Source organism: Elusimicrobiota bacterium, from assembly GCA_028718185.1.
Taxonomy (GTDB): Bacteria; Elusimicrobiota; UBA8919; order UBA8919; family UBA8919; genus JAQUMH01.
In genome coordinates this window covers 511,775-526,165 of the sequence record JAQUMH010000001.1, presented here as the reverse complement: position 1 = coordinate 526,165, position 14,391 = coordinate 511,775, and the positions used below count along the sequence as shown (strand labels likewise).

Sequence of the window (14,391 nt, the reverse complement as noted above, 5' to 3'; positions counted from 1 at the left end):
ATAAAATAATAACAAAATGCAACAAAAAAATCAAGAAAAATATATTCAGAGAAATATATTTACTATATAACCCTTTTATTGATTGGGTTTGACATTCCTTTTCTAAAGTAGTATAATTTTGCCGTGATAAAAATAACTAATCTTACCAAAAAATTCAAAGATAAAATAGCTATTAATAATATCAGTTTGGAAATAAAACCCGGGGAAATATTCGGTGTTTTGGGACCAAACGGGGCGGGTAAAACTACAACCATAAAACTGATAGCGGGGCTTCTTAGACCTACATCGGGTAGTATAATTGTCGGTGATTACGATGTCCAGAAAAATCCTATTGAATCAAAAAAGATTACAGGTCTTCTGCCTGACACGCCTTTCATTTACCAGAAACTAACGGGCCGAGAATTTCTTGAATTTATATGCGGGATTTATAACGTCGGTTGTGACAGGATTGACGAGTTGCTGGGATTATTTGACCTTAAAAACCATTCCGATGAAATTATCGAATCTTATTCGCATGGTATGCAGCAGAAATTAGTTTTGGCGAGTATTCTTATAAGGTCGCCGAAAGTAATTTTACTTGATGAACCGCTAGTGGGACTAGACCCGAAGTCAGCGCGTCTCGTAAAGAACATTTATCTGGAAGAATCAAAAAAAGGAACTACCGTATTTCTGTCAACGCATATACTTGAGATTGCCGAAAAACTTTGCACACGTCTTGCTATAATTGATAAAGGCAATATCATAGCTCTCGGAACACTTGAAGAATTGAAAAAACATGCAGTTTCAGAATCAAATTTAGAAGATGTTTTTTTCAAACTTACTGAAAATGGTTAAAAATTTATTTAAACTTGAAAAAAGAATTTTCTCTAACAGGATAAAATTTGTTTCCTGGGCTGATTCATTTAAAACCTCATTTCTTTTAATTATAGGTTTTATATTCCTGTGGCTTTTGTACCAGGGGTTTTTCAGGGTACTTATATACTTGAACACTATAGAGTTTATAGGCGGGTTGCTTATTATAAAACTCATGTCTATGATGATGCTCACCTTTTTCGCAATGCTTATTTTTTCAAATCTGATAATCTCTTTTTCAACTATATTTTTTTCAAATGATTTGAATTTTCTTATGTCATTGCCGGTTTCTTCAAGACAAATATTTACTTACAAGTTTATTAAAACTACTTTTTATTCGTCATGGATGGTTCTTTTAGTTTTTTTGCCGTTTATATTTGCGTATGGAAGAATAAAATTTGTGGATAATAGTTTTTACATTGTGGTTTTACCGCTACTGATTCCGTTTTTTCTTATCGCCTCGGCAATCGGGACAGTAGTAAGCACGGTTTTTATACGGTTGTTTCCTTCACAGAAGATAAGAGATATTTTTATAATTTTGGGAGTTGTATTTATCGGCGCTGCCTATCTATTTGCAAGATTTATACAGCCTGAAGATTTTTTAAAAGCAGATAAGCTGAATGAAGTTGTCCAGTATATAACGGTTATACAGGTGCCGACTGCTAAATATTTACCTTCGTGGTGGTTTACTTCGGCAATGTTCATGTATATTTCAAAGCAATGGGGTAATTTTTCGTTATATGTTTTTTTGCTTCTAAGCGTATCTTCTGCTTTAGTATTTTTAGCAATTTACTTGTCTAAAAATTCATATTATTCTGCCTGGAGTACCACCCAGGAATCGTCAAGCTACAGGTTTTTGCCGAAGTTAAATATAAAGAACAAAGGAATTTTTTCAGTTTTTGTAAAAGATATAAAAATATTTTTCAGGGATACGGGTCAATGGTCCCAGTTACTACTGCTTTTTACCTTAATCGTTGTTTATCTTTTCAACATCTATAAGCTTCCGTTGGATACATTTTTTCTTAAATCGCTCATTTCATTTTTGAATATATGTTTCGCCGGTTTCGTACTTGCGTCTGTTTCTTTAAGGTTTATCTTTCCTCTGGTTTCGCTTGAAGGCGAAAGTTTTTGGATAATTAAATCGGCACCGATAAAAATATGGGATTTTTTATGGGAAAAAGTACTTATGGCGTTTATCCCGCTTGTTTTCTTGGGCGGGTTGCTCATTGGCATATCTAATTATCTGCTTGCAGGCGGAAGGTTTATGAATTATCTTTCTTTCATAACAATTATTTTTATTTCGATTTCTTTGACCGGTATGGCAGTCGGTTTCGGGGCGATGTTCCCGAAATTAAAAGTTGAAAGTATTTCTCAAATTGAAAGTTCCTCGGGCGGGATGATATATATGATATTTTCGCTTTTTTATATAGCTTTAGTAATTTCCCTTGAAGCAATCCCGGTACGGCTTTGGTTTTTAGCAAGGCTTCATAATAAAAATATTGCGTATTCGGGAACAGTTGTTATTGTAATAATATCTTTGTTCATACTTAATTTAATTGCTGTTTTTCTTCCGATGTATTTCGGAAAGAGAAACCTGGAGGTACTTGATGTTTAGAATATTGATGGTTTTGATTTTGCTTTTTACGGGTTGTGGTAGTAAAAAAGTTGAGGATAAGCTTGATTACGGAAGATTTTATGCTGACGGGATAAGAAGTGAGAAATGGGTTGCCTTGACATTTGATGACGGACCAAGACCCGAAGCGCTGGACAAAATATTTGAAACACTTAAAAAGGAGGATGTTAAAGCGACTTTTTTTGTTGTAGGTATGAACGTAAAACTACACCCGGAATATATGAAAAAATATATAGAGTTGGGACATGAAATAGGCAACCATACATACTCGCACCGGAATTATTATCAGTTAAAAGAGAAGATGGGGCTTGACGAGATAGAAAAAATACTCAGGCAGGAATTAGATGATAATGAAGTGCTGATAAAAAACGCAACAGGTGTAAGACCGCTTTTCATGAGAATGCCAAACGGGTTTATTTCACCAATGGTAAAAAAAGTTGCAAAAGATAAAAATTATATAGTTGTCAACTGGACATTTGGCTGTGATTGGCAGCAAAATACTAAAGATGATTTGGTGAAAAAATACTTGAGAAGTGTGGAATCGGGTGCTATCTTCTTGTTCCACGATAAGAAACTTACCGCAGAAGCGCTACCTGAAATAATAGAAGGGATAAAGAAAAAGGGCTACAAAATAGTGCCCTTGAGAGTAATTTTAGGAATCAGTAAGTAAATTTATTTTATTGTATAGTAATTTCAGTTTTTGTAGTTGTCGCTAGACCCTCGGCATGCCTGACTTGATGTATAGGAATTTCAATGTTTAGCAGAGCTAACGCTCTGTGGCTACAATATCAATTGGTTTGTAGCTGCAAAGCGAAGCTTTGCTTAACTTATATGCCGGAGGAGGGAGTTGAACCCACACGACTCCTTAGAGTCGGCAGATTTTGAGTCTGCTGCGTCTGCCAGTTTCGCCACTCCGGCGATGTTGAAAATTATACACAAAAAAGCTAAAATGTCAAGTAAGCTAGTTATTCTGAAAATCGAGTTTTTTCACTAAACGAAACATTATTAACGGCTTATAAACCTAAAATTTCAAAACTCACTCACTACGTTCGTTCAAACATTGAAATTTTTTAACGGTTTATTAGCCTAAATGTTTCTAAATCGTTCAAAAACTTGATTTTCTAAAACCGTACTATTTCAAAATGAGAAGATGCACAAAGGTGGTATGTCTTAGGTATTATACCCACCCTTGCCTTGTCCGCGTAGGGGCGGGCTTGCCCACCCGAACATAAAATGAAATTAAAATTTAGTATTTTTATAATTATTTTAATATTTTTATCATTTTTGAATGCTGATGATTTATTTAAAAAGTACAAAGATGTTAATGTCCCGCCAAAAGAAGCGCAATTTTGGGAGAAACTTCCAAACGATTTTGTAAGATGCGGCTTATGTCCCTGGCGATGTATGATATCGCCGAATCAAAGAGGTTTTTGCAGGACAAGAGAAAATATAGACGGTAAGTTATACACGCGTACATACGCCCGTCCCTGTTCAATCAATATCGACCCCATAGAGAAAAAACCGTTCTTTCATTTCCTGCCCGGTGAGCAGGCGTTTTCAATTGCTACTGCCGGTTGTAACGTTGGCTGTAAATTCTGCCAGAACTGGCAAATTTCCAAAATTACACCGGAAGAAAGTGATGCGTTTTATATTCCGCCGGAAGATATTGTAAAAGCTGCCAAAAAATCAAAAGCAAAAGTTATTGCATATACATACGTGGAACCGACCATTTTTTACGAGTATATGATTGAAATATCCTCGATTGCAAAAAAAGAAGGACTGAAAAATGTTGTTGTATCATGCGGTTTTATTAATCCCGAACCATTAAAGAAACTTTTAAAGTATGTTGATGCCTATAAAATTGACTTAAAATCGTTCAATGAAAAATATTATGAAGATGTTGTCGGAGCTAAATTAGGGCCGGTTTTGGAAACCATAAAAACAATAAAAAAATCCGGTGTGCATTTGGAGATTGTTTATCTTGTTGTTCCTACACTGAACGATAACCCGGAAGAAGTCAAAAATATGAGTAAGTGGCTTGTACAGAATGTCGGTACGGAAGTCCCGCTTCACTTCACAAGATTCCATCCTGATTATAAAATGATGAATTATCCTTCCACGCCTGTTTCTACCGTAGAAAATTTAAGAAAAATAGCTATGAGCGAAGGGTTGAAGTATGTTTATGTAGGTAATGTCCCGCCCGGAAATGAAGGGGAAAATACTTATTGCCCGAATTGTAAAAAACTTCTTATTAAACGGCTGGGATTTGAAGTTGTTGAAAACAACGTTTCTAAGGGCAAGTGCAGGTTTTGCGGTCAGAAAATAAACGGCGTATGGGAATAGATAAAACTGTTATTTTCGAGTTATTTGTTGCAGGGATTGGATTGGGTTTCGGTCCCTGTTTTTTATTTTGTGCCCCGATAATATCATCATATATTTTTGCAAATGGTTTTAATCAGAAGGAAGGACTAAGGGTTACTGTTATTTTCTCACTGGGCCGTATAATTGCTTACAGTATTTTGGGACTGGTGTCGGTATATTTTATAAATACGCTTGGTATTCAGGGAAATATTTTTAAGCGTGTAGCAGGTATATTAATACTTCTTATTTTGCCTGTTTATAATCTTGGGAAAGATAATTTTAAATTCTGCAATATTTTAAGCAGAATCAGTGATAGTAAAACAAACATAAGTGTTTTTGCTGTCGGGCTTCTGGTCGGGCTTTCGCCTTGTGCCCCGCTTATCGGTATTCTTACATATATTGTCTGCAAATCGAAAAATATATTTTATGGTTCCTTTTATGGTTTTGTATTCGGAATAGGGACTTTTTTTTCGCCGCTTATATTTTTAGGATTATTTGCGGGTTTGCTTAATAAAGTTCTTGTTAAATCACAGAAAATATCTTTAATTTTTAAAATTATTGCAAATGTTATCCTTGTTTATTTAGGAATAAAATTACTCTTATGATTATTATATGTATATTTTTATTAGGGTTTGTTTCTCTCGGTTTTCAAATTATACTTGTAAGAGAAGTATTAGTACTGTTTTCTGAAAACGAACTTACGATAGGGATTTTTCTTGCCAGCTGGATGCTGGTTGTTGCCTTTGGTTCCTATATTGCAGGAAGATTTAGTTATCGAATCAAGAATCTACCGTGTTTTTCAGATATTTTAATTCTTTTAACAGGTATTATTATGCCCTTAGAGATTTTTTCTATCAGGTTTGCAGGATATTTTTTCCAAAGGACACTTGTTGAAATGATCGGCATAATTCCGACGTTTGCTTTTTCATTTATAGCTGTTTTTGTTATCGGGTTATTGTTCGGATGCTGGTTTGTCCTGGCAACGGAGATTTATTCAAAAAAAGAAAAATACTATAATACAGCGGGTAAATCTTATACATATGAAACAACCGGTTCAGTTGTCGGCGGTTTAGCCACAAGTATTTTTTTAATAAAGTAAATTCTATACAAGTAAGTTTGTTTTTATCATTTTTATGTTTTTTATTTCTCGTTGTTTTTTCTTCAAAAAAATATTTTATTTTCTTGTTGTTATTTCTATTATGCCTGTTTAAGTCCCAGGCAATTGAAAAATATTCAACATCATATCAATGGCGGCCCTTTAACGTGGTTGAATCTAAGGACTCATTTTACGGGAAAGTAACAGTTTTAAAAAATGATGAAGAATACGACTTTTATGAGAACTCTAATAAAATTACTTCAACTGAACCACTTTCTAAAAATGAGGAAATCGTCCATATTCCGCTACTTTTACTAAATAAACCTGAAAATGTATTAGTTATCGGCGGCAGTATGAATAAGCTGCCTGAGATATTAAAACATAATGTCAAAAAAGTTGTTTATGTAGAACCAAACCCTGTTTTTTATGAATTATCAAAAAAGTATTCTGGCAAAACAATAAGAGATGTTTTAAATGATTCCCGTATAGTGAGTGTCCGTGAAGACGGCAGGTTTTTTATTAAAAGAACAAAAGAGAAATACGATTGTATTATTCTGGATGTTCCGCCTCCGGTAACCGGACTTTCAAACAGGTATTTTACAGTTGAGTTTTTCAGTGAAATTAAAAATATTCTTTCAGAAGACGGGATTGTAATAATATCGTTTTTGTCATCAGAAAATTATATGTCGGATGAGTTAAAATATTTAAACGCTTCAGTTTATAAAACAATAAACAGTGTTTTCCCATATTGTTATGTTATGCCGGCATCTTATAACTATTTTATTTGTTCGTCCCGCAAGCGGGATATAAACCCGGTTACTTTTATAAAAAAATTAGAAAGGGGGAAAATTAAAACTAAATACCTGTATCCGTATTATGTCCGTTATATTTTAAGGGATGATAGAACTGACAGGGTAGTTAATTGGATAAATGAAAAACGGAACGATGTTCTGTGCAATTACGATTTTTATCCGATTTGTTATTTTTACGGTTTAAATTACTGGATTTCGTATTTTGGTAAAAAGCTGCCTGGGAAATTATTTACTCCTCCTTTTGGGTTCATATACTTTTGCGTTTCTTTAATTTATGTTGTTTTTTTGATATTTTTTGTTAAGTTGAAAAAATATTATTTTGAAACGGTTATTACTATTGTTAGCTGTTTTTCAATGGTTTTAGAACTTTTAATTATTTTTGCTTTTCAATCAATTTACGGGTATGTTTATTATAAAATAGGAATTCTTCTATCGCTATGTCTTCTGGGAATAGGAACAGGCAGTTATTTATCAAATAAGTTTTTAACAAAAAGAGAGAAGTTTTCAATTGTCAGAATAATCCTTTTTTCAATGCTGTTTTTTTCTCTGATGCTTCCATTTTTATTCAAAATGTTATATCACAAGCAGTTTGTGGAGCCGATATTTTATGTTTTAATTTTGTCGGCCGGTTTATTTACGGGATTAATTTTTTCAATTGTGGTTAATAATGATAGTAATCTACCTGTCGGTCAGGCAGATATGCACGGAGAAAAGGTCGGAAAATTTTATGGATTAGATCTACTTGGTTCAATGTTTGGTTCAGTTTCAGCAAGTTTAATTTTGATACCGATGTTCGGAATTATAAATACCTGTTTTTTGGCAGCACTTTTTATTTTATTTCTGATTTTCTTTTGAGTATTTGACAAAAAAAATGTATTTTGTATAATTAATACAATGCAAAAGGTTAATATTGATATTGAAAAATGTAAGGGCTGTCAGTTATGTATTTCGGTATGCCCGGGTAAATGCATAAAGTCTTCCGGAAAGATAAATAAATCCGGTCAGAAATGTGTTGAATTTACTGACAATGATAAATGCAAGTCATGCGGATTTTGTTTTTTAGTATGTCCTGACGTGGCAATTGAGGTATTTAAGTGAAATCCAATAAAATTTTAATGAAAGGAAATATTGCTGTATGTGAAGGTGCAATTGCTGCCGGTTGTGATGCCTATTTCGGGTACCCGATAACTCCGCAGAACGAGATACCTGCTTATATGTCAAAGAAGATGGTGGAATTAAAGCGGGTTTTTATACAGTCAGAATCGGAATTAGCGGCAATAAATATGGTTTTTGGTGCAGCTGCTTGCGGGAAACGGGCAATGACATCTTCTTCTTCGCCGGGGATTTCACTGAAACAGGAGGGCATTTCATATCTTTGCGGAGCTGAGCTACCCTGTGTAATTGTAAATGTCCAAAGGGGCGGTCCCGGGTTAGGTAATATTTCCGGTAGCCAGGGGGATTATTTCCAATCAACAAAAGGCGGCGGTCATGGTGATTACCGGCTTATAGTACTCGCCCCGTATTCGGTTAAGGAGATGTACGATTTAACATATTTGGCGTTTGATTTAGCGGATAAATATAGAAATCCGGCGTTGATACTCAGCGATGGTATTGTAGGGCAAATGATGGAACCGGTGGAAATAAATACAGATATTAGAGATAAGAGATTAGAGATTAAGAAGGATTGGGCTCTTGGCGGGTGCAAAGGAAGGGAACCGAGATTAATCCGCTCGCTCATTATGGAAGAAGGCGGGCTTGAAAAACACAATTGGCACCTGAAAGAAAAATATGATGAAATAAAGAAAAACGAAACCAGGTGCGAAACTGAACTTGTGGATGATGCAGAGATAGCTATTGTTGCGTTCGGTATTTCGGCAAGAATTTGTAAATCAGCTGTGAAAAAGTTAAGGCAGCAGAACGTTAAAGTGGGGTTAGTAAGACCTGTAACACTTTGGCCTTTTCCGGAAAAGATAATTTCGGATATTTCCAAAAAAGTAAAAAAGTTTCTTGTTGTTGAGATGAATCTCGGGCAGATGGTTGAGGATGTAAGATTATCGGTCAATGGCGCCTGTCCGGTTGAGTTTTTGGGGAAACCGGGTGGCGGCATATTTAACGAAGAAGAAATAATCCAAAAAGTAAAAGATATATTATGAACCCCTCAACTCTTTCTTCTCCCCATAGGGGAGAAGATGAAAGATGAGGGGAAAATTATAAAGTTTCTATCGGATAAGTTTGATTATGAATAAGATTTTTGGTAGATGTTATAGTTTAAAAGAAATAAAGCACAGTTATTGCCCCGGTTGCGGGCATGGTATAATTCACCGTTTGGTTGCAGAAGTTATTGACGAACTTGATATAAGGGAAAAAACTATCGGTATCGCACCGGTAGGTTGTGCTGTTTTTGCTTATTACTATTGGAACTTTGATGTAACTGAAGCTTCTCACGGCCGTCCGCCCGCAGTTGCTACCGGTATAAAAAGATGTCTTCCTGACAAGGTTGTTTTTACATACCAGGGTGACGGCGATCTTGCGGCAATTGGAACAGCAGAAATTATTCATGCCGCCAACCGCGGTGAAAATATTACGACAATTTTCGTAAATAACGCTACATACGGTATGACAGGCGGTCAAATGGCACCGACTACTATTCTGGGGCAGAAGACAGCAACGACACCTTTCGGCAGAGATGCAAAAAGAGAGGGGCATCCGATAAGGGTTTGTGAACTTTTATCTTCATTAGACGGTGCCTGTTATCTTGAACGGGTTTCAGTTTCAAATCCAAAAAATGTTTTAAAAGCAAAAAAAGCAATCAAAAAAGCATTTGAAAACCAGCTAAACAATCGCGGGTTTTCGCTTGTTGAAGTTTTATCTCAATGTCCTACCGATTGGCAGATGACACCTGTAGAATCGGTAAAGTGGGTGGATGAAGTCCTTTCAAAAACATTTCCACTTGGAGTAGTTAAATCACAAATAAAGGAACACGAATAGAGGCAAAAATCACGAAAAAATCACGAATTTGTAATAATCAAATTTAATTGGCATTATTCGTGAACATTCGCGATAGCATTCGTGATGTGTTATTCGTGTTCTCGGAGCGAATAGATGTACGAAGAAATAATCATTGCTGGTTCCGGTGGTCAGGGTATAATGTTTTTAGGTAACCTGATATGTAATGCTGCGGTATCGCAGGATAAATATACGACTTTTTTCCCTGCATACGGTGCTGAAATAAGGGGCGGCACAGCTAATTGTTCTGTTGTAATATCTGATGACGAAATCGGTTCACCGGTTATCAGCAGCCCTTCAATTATGATTATTATGAATGAACCGTCTATGAAAAAGTTTTCGTCAAAAATTAAAAAAGGCGGACTTTTTTTTGTTAATTCATCTTGTTTGGAGGTAGTCCCGTCAGGTGTTATTGCAGTTCCTGCTACTGAAATAGCGTCTAAAGCAGGGGACATTCGTACGGCAAATATGGTTATGCTGGGTAAATTTATTTCAAAAACAAAAATGTTCCCGTCAAATACAATTACGGCTGTCATAAAGGAAATTTTTAAAGACAGAAAAAAATTGATGGATATTAACTTAGCTGCGTTTATGAGAGGATTAGAATTATGATGAGAAAAGCTATTATTTCAGATGCAAAGGAAATTCAAAAACTTATTAATTTTTATGCTAAAAACGGCGAGATGCTTCCGAGATCAATAAGTCAGATTTATGAAGAATTACAGAATTTTTACGTTTTTGCAGTTAATAAAAAAGTTATCGGTTGCTGCGAACTTTTTATAACATGGGAAGATTTGGCGGAAATAAAGGCACTTGCGGTTTCACCAAATTATAAAGGGAAGGGCTACGGAAAAATGCTCACAAAAAAATGCATATCAACTGCCAAACAGCTAGGCATAAAAAAGGTCTTTGCGCTAACCTTTAAACCGGGATTTTTTCAGAAACTTGGATTCAAGGTTGTATCAAAAGAAGTTCTACCTCAAAAGATATGGTTTGAATGCATTAAGTGTCATCTTTTCCCGGATTGCAATGAAGTACCTGTTATGAAAGAACTTTCATGAAGTAGTAGAGTAATCCTACAAGAGTTTTCGCGTCTTTGATTTTACCTTTTTTTATCCAATCTAACGCTTTATAATAATCAACAATTTCCGGTTCTATAAATTCGTCTTCATCCGGTGACAATTTGGTTTTCTTAAGATTTTTAGCAACGAATATGTGGAGTATTTCCGTAGAAAATGCAGTTGACGGATAAAAGGAAACAAGTTTTTTAATATTATTTGAAGTAAAACCGGTTTCTTCTCCAAGTTCTCTTTTCACACAGTCAATCTGGTTTTCGTTTTCCGATATTTTCCCGGCAGGAATTTCATAAGTTATTTTTTGAACAGGATAGCGGTATTGTCTTACAAGAACAATGTTTTTCTTATCAACAAACGGTATAATTGCGACTGCATCCGGCTGCCGGATATATTCCCGTGTCGCTTTCTTGCCGTTAGGAAGAATTATATCATCAACAAAAAGATTAAGTATCTTTCCGCTATAGATTTGCTTCTCTCTTAATGTTGTTTCTTTCATAATGGTCTTATTGTAGCAATTTTTTTGTATTTTTACCATAAATTTATGTATAATAAAACTTTCTTTATGGTCACCTTGAATAAGCTTTGCTGTAGTCCTGAAATAAGTAGCCGCAGAGCGGTAGCTCTGCTAAGAAAGAGTTTTTGGTGCACCTTATTGTAAATTTTATATGGATTCTGAAAAAATTAACATGATTTGCCGAAAATGCGGAACCGAAAATACCAGCGACGCAGTTTATTGTGAAAATTGCGGTTGGCATTTAAAGGAAGTAGACACTCAGACAAATAATAAACATTTATTAAGATGGATTGATAAGGAAATAAATATTTATATCTTATCATGCTTAATATTTTTTGTGAGTTCATTTGTTTTTATTTATTTCTATAATATACATTCAACTTTAACCCTACCAAAAGCACCTATTATAAATATCCTTTATAGCGTTCTTTTCGGCACGATTGGATTAGTTCCGGGATATTTTTATAAACTGATATTTAAAACAAAGGGAATAAGGTTTTGGAAAGCACTTTATATTAGTATTGTTTTTTTAACGTTTTCTATAATAGGTGGCAGAATATATGGTTTATTTTCTGCAAAAAAATATAACAGTAACATTAAATCAAAAGTATTTATTTCAAATAGTTCAATAATAAAAAGGGATTATAATATGGTAAAATACATGTTCAATAATATCGGGGCTGGAACTACATATCTGAATATTAATAATGGTATTTTAACAAATGAAAAATATAAAAATTATGAAATAGAAATACCAAATAATGACCATCAAAGCCATTATTATGTAGATAATCTTACCACAGTTAAATTTTTAAAAGAGACTTTCTGGAATGAAAAAAGGTTAATGTTCGGGTATGATAAAAAAAGCAATATTTATTTGATAGAGAATAGTATTATACTGGAATTTAATCGAGATAAGAAAAAGAATGTTTATCTGTCAAGATATAACAATATTGTAAACAGGGTAATATTTAAACGCAATTTTGGTGAAATATCGTTTATAAATGATATAAAGGAATGCGAAATAAAATTAGGGGAAGATGAGAGAAATTATTATGCAATGATAGTTATTTTCAAATTGCCGTTGCAGTGCACTTATTTGTGTATTATTGAGCCTTCCGGTAAACTTATTTATTACGAATTGTTGGAAGGAATTAGAGAGATTTCAAAATATGTTGATACTCAAACTAAAAAAGAATATCTTATAGTAGGCGATGAAAGTGAATCGAAATATGTGTACTATGTTGAATAAATATATTTATAGTTAGCAGAAGCTGTAATAAGTATTTTCACCAAAAATCTAACCGGCTTAAGCAAGAATAGGAACTTTCCTTATTAGAAAACCCGCCAAAAATTCTTGACATTGACAAAAGAAATAAATTTAGTAGAATATAAAGTGTTTACAGTCAGAATATGTGTAAGTTCTAAGGAGATAAGTTTATGAACAATTTTAAACTGGTTTGCGGGATAATTCTTTTGTTTCTGGGTATTATTTATTTATATAAGCCAAAATTAGTTATGAGGATAAATTATTATGCAAAAGAGTTTTTGTTCAATGATACATATGTGCTTTTGCGCAGGAAAAAGATTGGAATATTTTTTATAGTGCTTTCCCTTATTGCTTTTTATATGGCATGGGCAAGCTTAATGCGATGAACAATATAAATATTTTTAAAAATATTTTCATGAAAGTGCAAAAAGCGGCGGGTTCGTCTGCCGGTATAGAGATTTACGCCGGTAAAACGAATGATACGACAATTACGTGGTCAGAGGGCAAACTGGAAGATTTTTATATTTCAGAGCTGCAGGGTATAGGACTCAGGATTATAAAAGACGGTAAAGTGGGATTTTCTTATTCCAATAATTTTAACGAGTATGCAATTAACGATTTAATCTCTTCTGCGGAAAAGAACTCGGAATTCCTGCCTGCTGACAAATATGTTTCTCTTGCCCGTTCTTCAAAAGGAAATCCTGAACTGGATGTTAAAGATGAATATTTTGGTAAAGGAAAAACCGAACAAAAGATATCCATACTTAAAAATATGGAACAGTCGGCACTTTCAAACAAGAAAATAAAAAGTGTAATAAAAATAGGTTATTCAGAATCATTAGGAGAGGTTTTTATTATTAATAGTAACGGGCTCGAAATTTCTTCTGCAGGAACTGTCTTTTCGTATGGTATTTCCTGTGTTGCTTATGATAAAGGCGAAACGCAGGTTGGCGGCGAATCGACAGTAAAAAGAATTTATAACCAGTTGAATTTTGAAAAGACAACAAGTGAAGCCGTAAAGAATTCTGTTGACCTTTTAGGAGCAAAAAGAATAAAAACCGGAAACTATCCCGTGATTTTTAACCAAAACGTCGGTTGTGAGTTTTTGGGGCTGCTTGAATCTTCTTTTTCTGCATTTGCTGTTCAGAAAAATATTTCACTTTTAAAAGGGAAACTAAATCAAAAAGTATGTTCAGCGAAGGTTAATATTATTGATGACGGGACTCTGAAAGACGGCATTGCGACTTCTTCTTATGATGACGAGGGGACACCGACACAAAAAACAATAATTATAGAAAATGGAATTTTGAAAAACTACATATATGATATATATACTGCAAATAAAGATAATACAAAATCTACCGGTAATGCATCGAGAGGTTATTCAGGTAATCCGGTTCCCGATGTAAGTAATATTTACATTCAACACGGCTTAACAACTTTTGAAAATTTAAAAAAAAATATGAATACAGGGATTTATATTACAGAAACGATGGGCATGCATAATGCCGATTCGATTTCAGGTGAGTTTTCAGTAGGGGTAAACGGTTTTTTTATAGAAAACGGCGATATAAAATTTCCTGTTCACGGAATAACAATTGCCGGTAATATTTTAGATTTATTCAGTAATATTGTCGAGGCGGGCAGTGATTTGAGGTTTTATGGAAGTGTTGGGAGCCCATCCTTGTTAATAAGCAAGGTAGCAGTCGCAGGAGAATAAACACCCCCACTTTTTTCTCCCCTCGGGGGAGAAAATGAAACCTGTCTGCCG

16 protein-coding genes and 1 tRNA gene are annotated in these 14,391 nt (G+C 34.4%); 15 read left to right on the top strand and 2 right to left on the bottom strand.

What is annotated here, in order from left to right:
* The first annotated feature begins 123 nt into the window (after window positions 1–123).
* Genes PHE88_02605 through PHE88_02595 form a run of 3 tightly spaced genes read left to right on the top strand, consistent with a single transcriptional unit; the run spans window position 124 to window position 3,155 of the window.
* Window positions 124–834, top strand: a complete 711-nt coding sequence (locus PHE88_02605; protein ID MDD5686708.1) for an ABC transporter ATP-binding protein — start codon at window positions 124–126, stop codon at window positions 832–834.
* Window positions 827–2,467, top strand: coding sequence for a hypothetical protein (locus PHE88_02600; protein MDD5686707.1), 1,641 nt, complete (start codon window positions 827–829; stop codon window positions 2,465–2,467). The genes PHE88_02605 and PHE88_02600 overlap by 8 nt, the downstream gene beginning before the upstream one ends.
* On the top strand, window positions 2,460–3,155 hold the full coding sequence (locus PHE88_02595) for a polysaccharide deacetylase family protein (GenBank protein ID MDD5686706.1): 696 nt from the start codon (window positions 2,460–2,462) through the stop codon (window positions 3,153–3,155). The genes PHE88_02600 and PHE88_02595 overlap by 8 nt, the downstream gene beginning before the upstream one ends.
* 162 nt (window positions 3,156–3,317) lie before the next feature.
* Here PHE88_02595 and PHE88_02590 read toward each other — a convergent pair.
* Window positions 3,318–3,403: transfer RNA gene (locus PHE88_02590), tRNA-Leu, on the bottom strand.
* Between the two features lie 315 nt (window positions 3,404–3,718).
* On the opposite strand from PHE88_02590, the gene amrS reads away from it, so the two are divergent.
* The 9 genes from amrS to PHE88_02545 all read left to right on the top strand — a co-directional run bounded on the left by amrS (window position 3,719) and on the right by PHE88_02545 (window position 10,821).
* Window positions 3,719–4,828: an AmmeMemoRadiSam system radical SAM enzyme gene (gene amrS / locus PHE88_02585; protein MDD5686705.1), complete on the top strand. Its 1,110-nt coding sequence runs from the start codon at window positions 3,719–3,721 to the stop codon at window positions 4,826–4,828.
* Complete coding sequence (locus tag PHE88_02580; GenBank protein MDD5686704.1) at window positions 4,819–5,451, top strand: sulfite exporter TauE/SafE family protein; 633 nt, start codon at window positions 4,819–4,821, stop codon at window positions 5,449–5,451. Before amrS ends, PHE88_02580 begins: the two co-directional genes overlap by 10 nt.
* On the top strand, window positions 5,448–5,945 hold the full coding sequence (locus PHE88_02575) for a hypothetical protein (GenBank protein ID MDD5686703.1): 498 nt from the start codon (window positions 5,448–5,450) through the stop codon (window positions 5,943–5,945). The genes PHE88_02580 and PHE88_02575 overlap by 4 nt, the downstream gene beginning before the upstream one ends.
* Window positions 5,946–6,109: 164 nt before the next feature.
* A complete protein-coding gene (locus PHE88_02570; protein MDD5686702.1) occupies window positions 6,110–7,609 on the top strand; it encodes a hypothetical protein in 1,500 nt (499 codons plus the stop codon).
* A gap of 39 nt (window positions 7,610–7,648) precedes the next feature.
* Complete coding sequence (locus PHE88_02565) at window positions 7,649–7,852, top strand: 4Fe-4S binding protein (GenBank protein MDD5686701.1); 204 nt, start codon at window positions 7,649–7,651, stop codon at window positions 7,850–7,852.
* A complete protein-coding gene (locus PHE88_02560) occupies window positions 7,849–8,907 on the top strand; it encodes a 3-methyl-2-oxobutanoate dehydrogenase subunit VorB (GenBank protein ID MDD5686700.1) in 1,059 nt (352 codons plus the stop codon). Before PHE88_02565 ends, PHE88_02560 begins: the two co-directional genes overlap by 4 nt.
* Window positions 8,908–8,992: 85 nt before the next feature.
* The gene (locus tag PHE88_02555) at window positions 8,993–9,742 is read left to right on the top strand and encodes a thiamine pyrophosphate-dependent enzyme (protein ID MDD5686699.1); all 750 of its coding nucleotides are present in this window, start codon (window positions 8,993–8,995) and stop codon (window positions 9,740–9,742) included.
* A 114-nt stretch (window positions 9,743–9,856) separates the two neighbouring features.
* Window positions 9,857–10,372, top strand: coding sequence for a 2-oxoacid:acceptor oxidoreductase family protein (locus PHE88_02550; protein ID MDD5686698.1), 516 nt, complete (start codon window positions 9,857–9,859; stop codon window positions 10,370–10,372).
* Window positions 10,369–10,821 carry an N-acetyltransferase gene (locus PHE88_02545; GenBank protein ID MDD5686697.1) on the top strand — a complete coding sequence of 151 codons (453 nt, stop codon included), beginning with the start codon at window positions 10,369–10,371 and terminating at the stop codon, window positions 10,819–10,821. The genes PHE88_02550 and PHE88_02545 overlap by 4 nt, the downstream gene beginning before the upstream one ends.
* Here PHE88_02545 and PHE88_02540 read toward each other — a convergent pair.
* Window positions 10,802–11,332, bottom strand: coding sequence for an NUDIX hydrolase (locus PHE88_02540; protein MDD5686696.1), 531 nt, complete (start codon window positions 11,330–11,332; stop codon window positions 10,802–10,804). The genes PHE88_02545 and PHE88_02540 overlap by 20 nt on opposite strands.
* Before the next feature lie 169 nt (window positions 11,333–11,501).
* On the opposite strand from PHE88_02540, the gene PHE88_02535 reads away from it, so the two are divergent.
* From PHE88_02535 to PHE88_02525, 3 genes are all read left to right on the top strand, one after another.
* Window positions 11,502–12,602 (top strand): zinc ribbon domain-containing protein, encoded by a 1,101-nt coding sequence (locus PHE88_02535; protein ID MDD5686695.1) that lies wholly within the window; start codon window positions 11,502–11,504, stop codon window positions 12,600–12,602.
* Window positions 12,603–12,790: 188 nt separating this feature from the next.
* Window positions 12,791–13,006: a hypothetical protein gene (locus PHE88_02530; protein ID MDD5686694.1), complete on the top strand. Its 216-nt coding sequence runs from the start codon at window positions 12,791–12,793 to the stop codon at window positions 13,004–13,006.
* Window positions 13,003–14,340, top strand: a complete 1,338-nt coding sequence (locus PHE88_02525; protein MDD5686693.1) for a TldD/PmbA family protein — start codon at window positions 13,003–13,005, stop codon at window positions 14,338–14,340. The genes PHE88_02530 and PHE88_02525 overlap by 4 nt, the downstream gene beginning before the upstream one ends.
* Window positions 14,341–14,391 lie beyond the last annotated feature (51 nt).